This is a genomic window from Variovorax sp. GW821-FHT09B01, assembly GCF_059418345.1.
Genome location: NZ_JBWKPQ010000036.1, coordinates 1 through 14,142, shown reverse-complemented (window position 1 = coordinate 14,142; position 14,142 = coordinate 1). Strand labels below are relative to the sequence as shown.

Here is a 14,142-nt window from a genome sequence, read left to right as displayed (position 1 = left end):
CTTCAGGCGAAGCGGTTGCCGCCCTCGGCCGGCCCCAGCAGCGCATCGAGGTTGCGGCTGATCTTCTGCTCGATCATTTCGCTGAAGCTGCTGAAGAGGAAGCCCAGCGTCGCATCGAAGGTGAGCGTCTGGGCCGTCACCTCGACCGTGCCGTCGATGCCGGCGCGCGTGAAGGTCGCCACGTCGCGCTCCTCGCCCTCGGTGTAGACGCAATCGAGCCCGAACTCCTGCTCGGCCTGCCGCACCCACTTGCGTGCCACCTGGCGTGCGCGGGCGATGCCCAGGGTGTGTTGGCGTTCGATATGGATGTCAGGCACCGTCGTGTTCTCCGTTGTTGTCGTGGCCGCGGCCGCGCCGCGTCTGCAGGATGCCGCTGGCCGTGGCGAGCGCCTGGCGGCGCTCCTCCATGGTCGGCAACCGGCCGATGCGGCGGACCTCAGTGTAAAAGCGCGGCCAGCTCCTGCCCTCGCGTTCGAACAGCGCCTCGAAACTCGGCACCAGGTCGTCGTAGGCGCCCTGCGCGCCGAAGGCCGCGTTGTTGGCGCGCGCCACCCAGCCATCGTAGGCATGCTGGCGCGGGCCGGCCCAGCCCTCGCGCAGCGCCGCGTAGCGGGCGCGGAAGTCGTCCATCGCGGCCTGCTTCATCGCGGCCACGGCCTTCCAGTCCTGGGCCTTGGCCTCGGGCGATTCGTAGACGCGCGTGAGCGCGCGCCGGGTGTCGAGCGCGAGCGCGCGGAACTGCTGGCGCTGGGCATCGAACTGCGCGTACTCGCGGCGCGCCGGCTCGCCGGCCTCGCGCTGCAGCCACAGCGCGCCGCCGATGCGCTCGACCGCCGTCGCATAGGACTCGTTGAACACCGTGTCGCCCGCCACGTAGAGCACCTGGTGCGCGAGCTCGTGGAACACCAGCCGCGCGAGCTCGCCCTCGGGGTAGCCGATGAAGGTCGACAGCAGCGGATCGCCGCCGGCCCAGTTCATCCAGCCCAGCGTGGAGTAGGCGGGCACCGGGTAGACCGAGACCTCGAGGTCCTGCCGCTGCTGCGCCTCGGCCTCGGCCTTGGCCGCCTCCTCGCTGTAGTAGCCGCGGTAGCCCACGCAGCCCGCCACGGGGAAGCACCAGCTCTTGAGCGTGAGCGAATACGGCGGCGCGGCCACCACGTTCCACACCGCGGCGGCGCGGTGCAGGTCGGCGTAGGCGGTGTAGCTGGGGTTGTCGGGCAGGCCCAGCTCGTCGCTCGCGAAGCGGCGGATGCGCTGCGTGAGCTCGAGCTTGGCCTTGAGCGCCGCGGGCACCGCGGGATCGGCCAGCCAGTCGGGCACCGGCTTGGCGGCGCGCATGATGCCGATGTGGCCGCTGGCCGACTGCCAGTAGTAGCGCAGGTCGGCGCAGCCGCCGAGCAGCAGCGCGCCGGCCAGCACCGCGACGGAAGCGGCCTTCACGCCGTCGCCGCCTGCGCGCCGGCCACGCGCTCGACCTCGACCAGGCAGTCGTAGAAGGTCGGGCCGCGGCCGATGTCGGTCAGGCGCTGGCTCGTGAGCTGGTTGACGTTGGTGCCGTCCATGCCGAGCTTGCGCCACCAGATGCCCATGCCGTTGACCACGCCAGGGCGCGCGCGGCGCGAGACCTCGGCGCGGCAGCGGTGCTCGCCGCGGCCGTTGAACACGCGCACCAGCGCGCCGTCCTCGATGCCGCGCACGGCGGCGTCGTCGGCGTGGATCTCGAGCAGCGGCTCGACCTCGATCGCGCGCAGGCTGGTCACGTTGACGAAGGTGGAGTTGAGGAAGTTGCGCGCCGGCGGCGAGATCATCGCGAGCGGGAATTCGGTGGAACTGCCCGCCGGCTCCCAGTTGGGCACGTGGTCGGGCAGGCCGTCCATGCCCATGGCCGCCAGGCGCGCGCTGTAGAACTCGCAGCGGCCCGAGGGCGTGGGGAAGCGGCCCTCGGCGAACGGCGCCTCGGCCAGCTTCACGCTGGTGAAGCCCTGCGCCAGCAGCTGCGCGAAGTCGATGCTCCCCTCGGCGAAGGCGGTGCGGCACAGCGACTCGTCGCTCTCGGCGAAGCAGGGCTCGTCGAAGCCCATCCGGCGCGCCAGCTCGCGGAACACCCAGGCATTGCTGCGCGCTTCGCCGCGCGGCGCCACGGCCGGGCGGTTCAGCAGCACGTCGGTGTGGCCATAGCTGCAGTGGATGTCCCAGTGCTCGAGCTGCGTGGTGGCCGGCAGCAGGTAGTCGGCGTAGTCGGCGGTGTCGGTGCGGAACTGCTCGAGCACCACGGTGAACAGGTCCTCGCGCGCGAAGCCCGCCGCCACCTTGGCCGATTCGGGCGCCACCGCCACCGGGTTGCTGTTGTAGACCACGATCGCCTGGACTGGCTTCGCGGTGTCGAGCAGCGCGTCGCCGATGGTGCTCATGTTGATGGTGCGCGGCCGGCGGCCGGCCAGCAGGTCGGGCCGCTGCAGCGCGGCGCGGTCGACCGGGTAATGGCCCGAGCTGCTCAGCAGCAGCCCGCCCGCGCGGTCGCGCCAGGCGCCCACCAGCGCCGGCAGGCAGGCGACCGCGCGCGCCGCGTTGCCGCCGCCGCGCACGCGCTGCATGCCGTAGTTCAGGCGGATCGCGGCCGGCTTCGTGGTGCCATAGGCCCGGGCCAGCGCCACGATCTGTTCCTCGGGCACGCCGCACACGCGTGCCGCGCGCGCGGGCGGCCATTGCAGCGCGCGTTCGCGCAGCTGCTCCCAGCCCAGCGTGTGGTTCGCGATGTAGTCGTGATCGAGCCAGTCGTGCACGATCAGCTCGTGCATCAGCGCCAATGCCAGCGCGGCATCGGTGCCCGGCAGCAGCGCGATGTGCTCGTCGCACTTGTCGGCGGTCTCGGTGCGGCGCGGGTCGATGCACACCAGCCGCGCGCCGGCGCGCCGGGCCGCCTGGGCATGGCGCCAGAAGTGCAGGTTGCTCGCGATCGAGTTGCTGCCCCAGATCAGGATCAGCTTCGCCTCGGCGAAGAACTCGATGCGCATGCCGACCTTGCCGCCCAGCGTGTGGACCATGGCCTCGCCGCCGGCCATCGAGCAGATGGTGCGGTCGAGCAGGCTGGCGCCGAGCTTGTGGAAGAAGCGCCGGTCCATCGATTCGCCCTGCACCAGGCCCATGGTTCCCGCATAGCTGTAGGGGAGAATGGCCTCGGGATCGGCGCGCAATGACCGAAGATGCGCGGCGATGCCGTCGAGCGCGGCCTCCCAGCTCACCGGCTCGAAGCGGCCGCTGCCCTTGGGGCCGACGCGCTTGAGCGGCTGGACCAGCCGTTCGGCATGGTCGTTGCGTTCGATGTAGCGGGACACCTTGGTGCACAGCACGCCGCCCGTGTGCGAATGGGCCGGATTTCCCTGCAGCTTGACCGCCACCCCGTCCTTGACGGTGGTGACGAGCGCGCAGGTGTCCGGGCAGTCGTGGGGGCAGGCGCCGAGCACCGTGGCGGCAGCGGCAGGCGAGGAGTCGTGGGGGGTGTCGTTCGAGGCGTGGGCCATCGGGCGAGTCTAAAGTTTTTGGCGTTTTCAGGGCATGCGGCGGGTTCGGCGCATGACGTATGGCAGGAGGGGGTTTTCGCAATGATGAATCGCAGGCATTTCTCGATGGCGGCCGGTGCCGCCGCGCTCGGCGGTTTCGCCGCCGTCGCCCGGGCCCAGGGCGACGGCCCGATCGTGCTCGGCCAGTCGGCGCCGTTCACCGGTCCGGCGGCGCAGCTGGGCATCCAGTTCCACCAGGGCGCCAAGGTGTTCCTGGACGCCTACAACGCCCAGTCCGGCCGCCGCGCGGTGCAGATCAAGACGCTCGACGACGGCTACGAGCCCGATCGCTGCGCCGCCAACACGCAGAAGCTGATCGACGAGGACGTGTTCGCGCTGTTCGGCTACATCGGCACGCCCACCAGCCTGGCGGCGCTGCCGCTGGCGGTGAAGGACAAGGTGCCGTTCGTGGCGCCCTTCACCGGCGCGATGGCGCTGCGCGAGCCCTTCCACAAGAACGTGTTCCACCTGCGCGCCTCGTACAACGACGAGACCGCGCTGATGGTCAGGCAGCTCACCCACCTGGGCCTCAAGAAGATCGCGGTGTTCCACCAGAACGACGCCTACGGCAAGGCCGGCCTCGACGGCGTGACGCTGGCGCTGGCCGAGCAGCAGCTCAAGCCGATCGCGCAGGCCACGGTGGAGCGCAACTCGGCCGAGGTGGCGCCGGCCGTGAAGACGCTGCTGGCGGCGCGGCCCGACGCGGTGGTCCAGGTCGGCGCCTACAAGGCCTGCGCGGCCTTCATCCGCGAGGCGCGCAAGGCCGGCTTCGGCGGCACCTTCTTCAACCTCTCGTTCGTCGGCACCCAGGCGCTGTCGGACGAGCTCGGCAAGGAGGCCGCGGGCGTGCTCGTGACCCAGGTCGTGCCCTCGCCCTACAGCCAGGCCAACGCGATCGCGCGCGAGTTCACCGAGGCGGTGCGCAAGGCCGGCAACGGCGCCAGCGCCAATTTCTCGAGCCTCGAGGGCTATCTCGCGGCCAAGGTGCTGGTCGAGGGCCTGCGCAAGGCGCCCGGCAAGCTGTCGCGCGAGGGGCTGATCACCGGCCTCGAGAGCATCGACCGGCTGCAGCTCGGCGGCTTCGAGGTCTCGTTCTCGGCGAAGAACCACGTGGGCTCGAAGTTCGTCGAGCTCTCGATGCTCACGGGCGACGGCAAGGTGCGGACCTGAGGCGGTCCCGCCCGGTTCGAGCGGCTCAGCGCCCGCTGAGCCCGTCGGCGGCCTGGAACATGGCCTGCCGCGCCTGGCTCACGATCTGGCCGCGCCAGGCATCGGTGTCGGTGTAGAAGGCCTCGAGCGTGCGCCGGCGGATCGCATCCGACAGGTCGGCCGGTGCCTCGGGATGGCGATGCAGCCAGTGGTCGCCGCGCAGCGCGGTCAGCACGTCGAGCACCGGCACGGTGCCGTACTCCATCGCAATGCCCGTGTACTCGGCCTGCGGGCATTCGTCGTAGACGGCATCCCACATCAGGCCGCGCAGCAGCGCCGAGGTCGAGGAGCCGTCGTAGATCGAGGTGACCGGCGCCGCGTCGGCCTGGCCGGCACCGTTGCCCCACCAGGCGTTGGCGCGCTCGTAGGCGGTCTTGTCGTCGCGGCAGGCGAAGATGCGCTCGCCGATGCCGTTCGGGCCCAGGCCGGTGTGCAGGTCGATCCAGGCCAGCCGGCGCGTGCGCCGCGTGTGGCGGCGCAGCACGGCGCGGATCATCCGATGGCTCCAGGTCGGCGCCTTGCCGCCGAAGAACAGGCCGTCCTCGAACTGGTACTGGCCGCCGCTCACCGCGGTCTGGTAGGCGCCGATGCCGTTCTTCTCGATCCAGGCATGGACCGCGGCCTGGTTCTCGGCCGTGGGCGGCCAGGTGTCGGGCACGAGCAGCGCATGCAGCTCGGCATAGGCGGCATTGACCGGCAGCGGCTGCGTGAAGTCGACGAAGTTGCGGTTCAGGTCGACGTTCTCCTGCGTCACGCGGCGGCCGAACGAGAAGCCGTGCGGATTGAGCGCATGCACGTAGAGCACCGCCACGCCGGCCGAGCGCGCCTTCTCGCGCCACTCGGCGTCGTGCAGCGCGAACACCTGCACGCCGCTGCCGCAGTGGCCTTCCACGCCGTGGCAGCCGCTGCTGAGGATCAGCAGCCGGTCGGCGTCGGGCGCGCCGTCGAAGGCCACGTCGCACGAGAGTTCCTCGCCGTCGCGCCCGCGCATCGGCAGCAGGTGGGGTTCCACGGTCAGGCCCACGCTCAGGCAGGCCTGCAGGAATTTCTGGCGCGCCTGCGCATAGCGCGGCGCGAAAGCCTCGCCGATGCCGATCATTTCCGAGCGGCGCCGGTGGCGAGGTACTGCTCGGCGATCTGCACCCAGCAGGTGGCGCCCAGCGGGATCAGGTCGTCGTTGAAGTCGTAGCTGGCGTTGTGCAGCGTGCACGGGCCCTCGCCGTGGTGCACGTCGCGGTGCGCGCCGTCGCCGTTGCCGATGAAGGCATAGGCGCCGGGTTTGGCCTGCAGCATGAAGGCGAAGTCTTCCGAGGTCATGGCGGCTTCCTGCTTGAGCACGTTCTCGGGGCCGACGATGCCGCCCATCACGCGGCGCGCGAAGTCGGCCTCGGCCTCGGTGTTGATGGTGGGCGGGTAGTAGCGCTCGAAGCGGAACTCGCAGGTGGCGTCGTGCGCCGCGCAGATGTGGTCGCAGATCTGCTTCATGCGCGCCTCGATCATGTCGAGCACCTCGAGCGAGAAGGTGCGCACCGTGCCCGACAGCTCGCAGTTGTCGGGGATCACGTTGTTGGTTTCGCCGGCATGGATGGTGGTGACCGAGATCACGGCCGAGTCGGTCGGCTTCATCTTGCGCGTGAGGATGGTCTGGAAGGCCTGCACGATCTCGCAGGCGATCGGCACCGGGTCGATGCCGGTCTGCGGCAGCGCCGCATGGCCGCCCTTGCCCACCACGTTGACGTAGAACTTGTTGCCCGAGGCCATCACCGGGCCCGGGCTCACCGCGAACTGGCCGGCCTTCATGCCGGGCCAGTTGTGCATGCCGAACACCGCGTCCATCGGGAACTGCTCGAACAGCCCCTCCTTGATCATCTCGCGCGCGCCGCCGCCGCCCTCCTCGGCCGGCTGGAAGATCAGGTAGACGGTGCCGTCGAAGTTGCGGTGCTTCGCCAGATGCTGCGCCGCGGCAAGCAGCATCGCCGTGTGGCCGTCGTGGCCGCAGGCGTGCATCTTGCCGTGGTGCTTGCTCGCATGCGCGAAGGTGTTGAGCTCGGTGACCGGCAGCGCATCCATGTCGGCACGCAGGCCGACCGCGCGGTTGCTGGTGCCGTTCTTGACGATGCCCACCACGCCGGTCGTGCCGAGGCCGCGGTGGATCGGGATGCCCCATTCGGTGAGCTTGCCCGCGACCACGTCGGCGGTGCGGACTTCTTCGAAGCAGAGTTCGGGGTGGGCGTGGAGGTCACGTCGGACGGCGGCGATGCCGGCCGCCTGCGTGACGAGCGAATCGATGAGTTTCATGGCTTGCTCTCAAAACGCCAGTCTATCCACTAGGGCCTGTTAACACCATGCAAGGGGTCGCGTTGCCCCGCAAAGGGGTTGGATGCAAGGCGCCCGCGCGCAGCAAGGCTCGCGCCTTGCAAGCGCGGGCAACGCTGCAGACGACCCCTTTGCGGGGCAACCCGAAGGGAAGCTCGCCAGAGCCCGCCCCTCGGCGTTGCGCTCCTAGCGTGTGCGGACGCACACGCGTCGTCGCGCGCCTTGATGGGCGGGCTCTGGCGAGCTTCGCGACCCCTTGCATGGTGTTAACAGGCCCTAGGGCATTTCCGAGCACACCGGAAAACACCCGACCCAAGGGCTTCATGGGGTGTGGGTCCAGAAGCCGCGGTGCGGCGCGGCCGCCTCGTCCTCGAGCACCGGTCCGACGACCTCCACCTGCCGCTGGCCGCGCACGAAGACTTCGCGGCAGGGCAGCGAAAAGGTCGGGTTTTCCGGATGGTCGCCCGTGAGGCCGAGCAGTGCGTGCTCCGACAGCGCATAGACCACGCGGCCGATGTTGGTCCAGTAGATCGCGCCGGCGCACATGCAGCAGGGCTCGGCGCTGGTGTAGAGCGTGCAGCGCGCGAGCGCTTCGGGCGCGAGCAGCCGCGCCGCCTGCGCGGCCGCGACCAGCTCGGCATGCTGCGTGGGATCGCCCTCGGGCGGCATCGAGTTGTTGCCGGCCGCGACGACGACTTCGCCATGCTCGTTCGCCACCAGCGCGGCGAAGGGATGACGACCGCGGGCCTTCGATTCCTCGGACAGCGCGATCGTCATGCGCAGCAGTTCGAGGTCGCGTGGGGACAGGGAGGGAGCTGTGTTCATGTGGGTCGAATTCATTGTGAAGGTCCGGGATCAGTGCGTCGCGGCCGCCGGCGCTTCCTGCTCGGCGGCACCGCGGTTGAGCAGCAGGTTCAGCAGCACCGCCGTGATCGCGGCCAGGAAGATGCCGCTCTCGAGCACCAGCTTGAGCGGCCCGGCGGCCTGCGCGAACAGCGCCGGGAACGACATCGGCAGCACGCCCACGCTGACCGACACCGCCACCACGATCGCGTTGCGCGTGCCCTCGAAGCGCACGCGCGAGAGTTCCTGGATGCCCGCCACCGTGGTCATGCCGAACATCACGATCGCGCAGCCGCCGAGCACCGGCCGCGGCACCGAGGCGATCAGGGCACCGAGCTTGGGAAACAGGCCCATCAGCACCATGATCGCGCCGGCCGAGGCCACCACGTAGCGGCTCTTGATGCCCGACAGCGCGATCAGCCCGGTGTTCTGCGTGAAGGCGTTGTACGGAAAGCTGTTGAAGACGCCGCCGATCATGGTCGACAGCCCGTCGGCGCGGAAGGCGTTGCCGAGCGTGGCCGGCGTCGCGGGGCGGCCGACGATCTGGCCGATGGCCAGGCAGTTGCCGGTGGTCTCGGCCATGATGACCATCATCGCGAGCGTCATGATCAGGATCGGTGCCGGCCCGAACGCGGGCAGGCCGAAGGCGAAGGGCGCGCTGAATTCGAACCATGCCGCGTGGCCCACCTGCGCGAAATCGGTGAGCCCGAAAACCGCAGCAATCGCCGTGCCCGCCACCAGCCCGAGCAGCACCGCGAGGTTGCCGACGAAGCCGCCGAAGCGCGCATAGATGCCCAGCGTGATGGCGACGGTCGCGAGGCCCAGCAGCAGGTTCGGCGCGCTGCCGAAGTCCGGCGCGTCGGGGTTGCCGCCGCCGAGCCAGATCGCGGCGGCCGGCATCAGCGAGATGCCGATCACGGTGATCAGGCTGCCGATCACCACCGGCGGAAAGAAACGCAGCAGCCGGCTGATGGCCGGTGCCAGCAGCACCGTGATCGCGCCGCCCGCGATGACGGCGCCGAACACGTGCGGCAGCCCGTATTCCTTGCCGATCATGATCATCGGCGCCAGCGCGATGAACGAGCAGGCCTGCACCAGCGGCAGCCGCGCGCCGAACCTCCAGCAGCCCAGGGTCTGGATCAGGGTGGCGATGCCCGAGGTCAGCAGGTTGGCGTTGATCAGGGTCACGACCTGCGCGGGCGTGAGGCCGAGCGCACCGCCCAGGATCAGCGGCACCGCCACCGCGCCCGCGTAGAGCACCAGCACGTGCTGCAGGCCGTAGCTGGCCATCTGCTGCGCGGGCAGCACTTCGTCCACGGGGTGGACGCCGGAAGAAAGGGTCATCGAAAGTCTCCGCGTTGGTGTTGTGGGTCGGGTCGCGACCGGATGATCGATTTCCTCCGTCATGGGTCAAAGTTAATATCGATCGTTTTTTTCGATGGAAGACGGACCGTGCGCTATTCGCTGGACCAGCTCGAGACCTTGGCCGCCGTGGCGCGCGCCGGCTCCTTTTCGGCGGCGGCACGCCAGCTCGGCAAGACCCAGTCGACCGTGAGCGCGGCCATCGGCAACCTCGAGGTCGACCTCGGCGTGGCGCTGTTCGACCGCGCGACCAAGATTCCCGCGCTGACCGAGGCCGGCCGCCGCCTGCTGCGCGAGGCTCATGGCGTGCTCGACCGCTGCCGCGCGCTCGAGGGCCATGCCCAAAGCCTCGCCGACGCGGTCGAGGCCAGCCTCACGCTGGCGATCGAGATTCCCTACAACGTGCTGATGCCGGTGTTCTCGGCCTTCGCCGAGCGCTTCCCGCATGTCGACCTCGAGGTGCGGCATCCGCTGCACGGCGACGTCAGCGTGCTGGTGCGCCAGGGCGAGGCGCAGCTGGGCATCGGCTTCGCGCAGCCCGGCTATGCGCGCGAGCTGGCGTTCGTGCAGATGGGCAAGCTGGTGATGGCGCACGTCGCGGCGCGCACGCATCCGCTCGCGGCCCTGCCCACGGTGAGCTTCGGCGAGCTGCACCGGCACCGCCGGCTCGCCTTCAGCGCGCACAGCGAGCGGCTGCCCACCACCGAGTACCTCGACGCCACGCGCTGCTGGCGCGCCGAGAGCTACCTCGCGCTGCTCGAGATGACGCACGCGGGCCTGGGCTGGGCCACGCTGCCGCGCCTGCTTGTGCGGCGCGAACTGGCCGCGGGCGAGCTGGTCGAGTTGCAGCTCGAGGCCTACCCGCACACCGACTGGCTGCTGGGCGTCGACCTGCTGTGGAACAAGGCGCGCCCGCTGGGCCAGGCGGGCGGCTGGCTGCGCGACGAACTGGCGCGCCTCAAGGTGTCGGAGACCGACAGCGGCGGCCATCCGACCGCCTTCTGAGCGACCTCAGCGGCCGATGCTCTTCAGGTACTCGGCGCGCGCGGCCAGCGCGGTGTCGGTGAAGTCGGTGAACACGCCGTCCACGCCGAGCTGGTAGTAGAGGCGGTACTCGTTCCTGCCGTCCTTGTCGTAGTCGGATGCGAGGCGGCGCGACTCGTCGCGGAAGGTGAAGGGGTGCACGAACAGGCCGGCCTTGTGGGCGTCGACGATCAGCGTGGTCGGCGCCATCGAGGTGGCGTCGGCATCGTTGACCTTGCCGTCCTTGTTGACGTCGACCGGCTTGCCGTCGGGGCCGATGGTGCCCTTGATGCTCACGATGTAGCGCTTCCACGGCCCGATGCCGTCGGCATAGGTCTTGATCTCGGCCAGGCCCGCGGGCGTGACCATGACGTCGAAGTTGCGCTTGTCGCCGGCCTTGGTCCATTCGTAGGGGCGGTCCACCGGCACGGCATAGGTCATCGCGCCGGTCTTGAGGTCGATGCCGTCGCCGTCGATCAGCTGGATGATCTTCGTGTTCAGGCCCTTGCTCTTCATGTACTTGAGGCTGCCGGGCTCGAAGGACTGCACGTAGATCGGCGCGGTCTTGCTGTTCCAGCCGGCCGCGTTGATCGCGGCGATGACCTTGTCCTCCATCGGCATCCCGAGGTCGCGGAAGTAGGTCGGGTTCTTGGTCTCGGGATAGATCGCGATGGTGCGGCCGGTCTCCTTCGACTTGGCCTTCGCGAAATCGATGATCTCCTGGAAGGTCACGACCTTGAACTTGCCGTTGAACTCCTGCGGCCGCTCGGCGTCGGTCGAGATGCCGCCCAGGGTCTTGATCTCGGCCAGCGTGAAGTCGTTGCTGAACCAGCCGGTCTGGGTCTCGCCGTCGACCTTGATGGTCTTCTTGCGCGCGGCGAAGCGCGGGTGCTTCGCCACGTCGGTGCTGATCGCGAGGTTGGGATCGTGGCGCGCGATCAGCACGCCGTCCTTGGTCGACACCAGGTCCATCTCGATCACGTCGGCGCCCAGTTCGATGGCGCGCGCATAGGCCTCGAGCGTCTGCTCGGGCAGGTAGCCCGAGGCGCCGCGGTGCGCGATGACCAGCGGCGGCTTGCCGTCGAGCGTGAGCAGCTTGCCCGGACCGCCGGAACCGGTGGTGCCGCAGGCCGCGAGGACCAGGGTGGCGGTGGCGAGGGCCGTGGCATGGAAAACGATCCGAACAGTGCGCATGATCCTGTTTCTCCGTCCAAAAGGAAGGCGCAGGGTATCCGCTTCGTGTGACGACCTCGACCGCCGTGCACGCGCCGCGCCGAGTTCCGGGAGAATGTGTTGCATGTCCCACACGCTTTCCCCCCAAAGCCTCGCGCTGGCCCAGGCCCTGGTGCGCATGAACACCATCAGCGCCAACAGCAACCTCCAGCTGATCGACTTCGCGCAGGCCCATCTCGCCGCCCTCGGCGTGAAGAGCCGCATCACCTACAACGCCGAACGCACCAAGGCCAACCTGTTCGCCACGCTGGGCGAAGGCAAGCCGGCCGGCGTGATCGTCTCGGGCCACACCGACACGGTGCCCTGGGACGGCCAGGACTGGAGCGTCGACCCGCTCTCGGCCACGGTGCGCGACGGGCGCCTGTACGGCCGCGGCTCGGCCGACATGAAGAGCTTCATCGCGGTGGCGCTGGCCAATGCGCACCGCTTCCTCGAGAGCGAGGCCCCCTTCGCGGTGCACTTCGCGTTCAGCTACGAGGAGGAGATCGGCTGCTTCGGCGTGAAGGAGCTGATCGCCGACATGCGCGACGCGGGCATCAAGCCGCTGGCCTGCATCGTGGGCGAACCCACGAGCATGGTGCCGGCCATCGCCCACAAGGGCGTGTACCGCTACAAGTGCTGCGTGCGCGGCAAGGAGGCGCACTCCTCGCTCACGCCGAAGTCGGTCAACGCCATCGAGATGGCCGCGCGCGTGATCGGCAAGGTGCGCGACATGGCCGAGGGCTTCGAGCGCGACGAGCCGCGCTACGAGGGCTTCGACGTTCCCTTCAGCACCGCCAGCGTGGGCCAGTTCCACGGCGGCATCGCCGACAACGTGGTGCCGCGCGACGCCGAGTTCCGCTACGAGTTCCGCGACCTGCCGACGGCCGACGCGAAACGCATGCAGCAGGAGGTGCTGGCCTATGCGGGCTCGCTCGAGCCGGCGATGAAGAAGGTCGCGCCCGACGCCGGCTTCAGCTTCGACACCATCTGCGAGATCCCGAGCTTCCTCGGCAGCGCCAACGACGCCATCACCAAGCTCGCGCAGCGCCTGGCGGGCGAGGAGCGCACCACGCTGGTGGCCTTCGGCACCGAGGCGGGCCTGTTCAAGAACGCCGGCATCCCCACCGTGGTGTGCGGCCCCGGCAGCATCGAGCAGGCGCACCAGCCCGACGAGTACGTGAGCCTCGACCAGCTCGCGCGCTGCGAGCTGTTCATGCACCGCCTGGCGTCCTCGCCGGCCATCGGCTGAACAGGCTGCGTTGACGACCCCGGCCGCCGAGGGCGACGACGCGCTGCGGCGCATGAAGCGCGTGGCGCTGGGCCTGTTGTGCGCCGCCGCGGCGCTCTATGCGGTCGCCACGGTGCTGCACGACCGGCACCCGGTGTTCGGCTACCTCGCGGCCTTCGCCGAGGCCGCGATGGTCGGTGCCATCGCCGACTGGTTCGCGGTGGTGGCGCTGTTCCGCCATCCGCTGGGGCTGCCGATCCCGCACACCGCGATCATCCCGAGCAACAAGGACCGCATCGGCGCCAAGCTCGCGGGCTTCATCTGCAACAACTTCCTGAGCACCGCGCAGGTGCTCGCGAAGCTGCGCGAGTTCGATCCGGCCGGCCGCATGGCCGAATGGCTCGCGCGGCCGGCCAGCGGCGAGCGGCTCGGCGAATGGGGCGTGGCGGCCACGCGCTACGGGCTCTCGGCCTTCGACGACGCGCGCGTGCGCGACTTCATCGGCAAGGCCGCCGCGGCCGGGCTCGAGAAGATCGACCTGTCGCAGCTCATGGGCCAGACGCTGGGCGCGCTGACCGCGGGCGGGCGCCACCAGGCGCTGCTCGACGGGGTGCTCGAGCAGATCGCGGGCGTGCTCGACGGCGAGGAGGTGCAGGCGCACATCACGGAGGCGATCGCGCGCGAGATCAAGACGCTGCGCTTCGTGGGCCTCGACCAGGTGGCGGCGCGCCTGGCCACGCGCAAGATCGTGGCGGCCGTGGCCCACACCATCGCCGAGCTCGCGGCCGAGCCCGCGCATCCGATGCGGCGGCGCTTCGACCATTTCGTCGACGACTTCATCGTGCGGCTGCAGCACGACCCCGAGTTCCATGCGCGCGGCGAGCGCATCCGCGCCGAGCTGATCGCGCATCCGGCGCTGGGCGACTACCTGCACGGGCTGTGGGGCGAACTGCTGGCCTGGCTGCACGAGGACCTCGGCCGCGGCGATTCGACGATCCGCCGGCGCATCGCCACGATGGCGGCCGCGCTCGGCCAGCGATTGCAGGGCGACGAGGCGATCCGGCGCTGGATCAACGAGCAGATCGAGGCCGCGGCGCCGCTCGCGATCGAGCGCTACCGCGAGGACATCCGGCGCTACATCGTGGAGCGCGTGGCGCAGTGGAACACCGAGGAGATGACGGCCGAGCTCGAGCGCAACATCGGGCGCGACCTGCAGTTCATCCGCGTCAACGGCACGCTGGTGGGCGGGCTCGTGGGGCTGCTCATCCACGCGGCGACGCAGCTGCTGCGCGCCTGAGCGGCGAGCTTCAGAGGGTGTATTTGAAATGATCTACGCGGCCAGCCTAGTAGCGAGGATACGTGCTTCAGCGAGCCAGACCCAAGCGA

At 69.9% G+C, this 14,142-nt stretch carries 12 protein-coding genes; 4 read left to right on the top strand and 8 right to left on the bottom strand.

Annotated elements, in window-relative coordinates; all coding sequences use genetic code 11:
* Positions 1 to 2 precede the first annotated feature (2 nt).
* Genes AC07RV_RS43225 through AC07RV_RS43215 form a run of 3 tightly spaced genes read right to left on the bottom strand, consistent with a single transcriptional unit; the run spans position 3 to position 3,521 of the window.
* Entirely contained in the window at positions 3 to 317 is a 315-nt protein-coding gene (locus AC07RV_RS43225; protein WP_057592553.1) for a polyhydroxyalkanoic acid system family protein, read from the bottom strand.
* Entirely contained in the window at positions 310 to 1,440 is a 1,131-nt protein-coding gene (locus AC07RV_RS43220; RefSeq protein ID WP_093354218.1) for an aminopeptidase, read from the bottom strand. Before AC07RV_RS43220 ends, AC07RV_RS43225 begins: the two co-directional genes overlap by 8 nt.
* Positions 1,437 to 3,521 carry a molybdopterin-containing oxidoreductase family protein gene (locus tag AC07RV_RS43215; protein ID WP_296779133.1) on the bottom strand — a complete coding sequence of 695 codons (2,085 nt, stop codon included), beginning with the start codon at positions 3,519 to 3,521 and terminating at the stop codon, positions 1,437 to 1,439. The genes AC07RV_RS43220 and AC07RV_RS43215 overlap by 4 nt, the downstream gene beginning before the upstream one ends.
* Before the next feature lie 81 nt (positions 3,522 to 3,602).
* Between AC07RV_RS43215 and AC07RV_RS43210 the strand changes: the two genes are divergently transcribed.
* Positions 3,603 to 4,730 (top strand): ABC transporter substrate-binding protein, encoded by a 1,128-nt coding sequence (locus AC07RV_RS43210; protein ID WP_208514010.1) that lies wholly within the window; start codon positions 3,603 to 3,605, stop codon positions 4,728 to 4,730.
* A gap of 25 nt (positions 4,731 to 4,755) precedes the next feature.
* Here AC07RV_RS43210 and AC07RV_RS43205 read toward each other — a convergent pair whose 3' ends face one another.
* The 4 genes from AC07RV_RS43205 to AC07RV_RS43190 all read right to left on the bottom strand — a co-directional run bounded on the left by AC07RV_RS43205 (position 4,756) and on the right by AC07RV_RS43190 (position 9,272).
* The gene (locus AC07RV_RS43205) at positions 4,756 to 5,868 is read right to left on the bottom strand and encodes a M14 family metallopeptidase (protein ID WP_296779140.1); all 1,113 of its coding nucleotides are present in this window, start codon (positions 5,866 to 5,868) and stop codon (positions 4,756 to 4,758) included.
* Positions 5,865 to 7,067, bottom strand: coding sequence for a M20 aminoacylase family protein (locus AC07RV_RS43200; protein WP_296779144.1), 1,203 nt, complete (start codon positions 7,065 to 7,067; stop codon positions 5,865 to 5,867). The genes AC07RV_RS43205 and AC07RV_RS43200 overlap by 4 nt, the downstream gene beginning before the upstream one ends.
* A gap of 339 nt (positions 7,068 to 7,406) precedes the next feature.
* Entirely contained in the window at positions 7,407 to 7,910 is a 504-nt protein-coding gene (locus AC07RV_RS43195; RefSeq protein ID WP_296787486.1) for a nucleoside deaminase, read from the bottom strand.
* A gap of 30 nt (positions 7,911 to 7,940) precedes the next feature.
* Positions 7,941 to 9,272 carry a nucleobase:cation symporter-2 family protein gene (locus tag AC07RV_RS43190; protein WP_296787487.1) on the bottom strand — a complete coding sequence of 444 codons (1,332 nt, stop codon included), beginning with the start codon at positions 9,270 to 9,272 and terminating at the stop codon, positions 7,941 to 7,943.
* A gap of 108 nt (positions 9,273 to 9,380) precedes the next feature.
* Between AC07RV_RS43190 and AC07RV_RS43185 the strand changes: the two genes are divergently transcribed.
* Positions 9,381 to 10,295: a LysR family transcriptional regulator gene (locus AC07RV_RS43185; RefSeq protein ID WP_296787488.1), complete on the top strand. Its 915-nt coding sequence runs from the start codon at positions 9,381 to 9,383 to the stop codon at positions 10,293 to 10,295.
* Positions 10,296 to 10,301: 6 nt separating this feature from the next.
* Here AC07RV_RS43185 and AC07RV_RS43180 read toward each other — a convergent pair whose 3' ends face one another.
* On the bottom strand, positions 10,302 to 11,507 hold the full coding sequence (locus AC07RV_RS43180; protein ID WP_296787489.1) for a glycerophosphodiester phosphodiesterase: 1,206 nt from the start codon (positions 11,505 to 11,507) through the stop codon (positions 10,302 to 10,304).
* Between the two features lie 103 nt (positions 11,508 to 11,610).
* Here AC07RV_RS43180 and argE point away from each other — a divergent pair, with 103 nt between their 5' ends.
* Positions 11,611 to 12,777 (top strand): acetylornithine deacetylase, encoded by a 1,167-nt coding sequence (argE, locus tag AC07RV_RS43175; RefSeq protein ID WP_093354197.1) that lies wholly within the window; start codon positions 11,611 to 11,613, stop codon positions 12,775 to 12,777.
* 10 nt (positions 12,778 to 12,787) lie between these two features.
* The gene (locus AC07RV_RS43170) at positions 12,788 to 14,053 is read left to right on the top strand and encodes a DUF445 domain-containing protein (RefSeq protein ID WP_296787490.1); all 1,266 of its coding nucleotides are present in this window, start codon (positions 12,788 to 12,790) and stop codon (positions 14,051 to 14,053) included.
* Positions 14,054 to 14,142 lie beyond the last annotated feature (89 nt).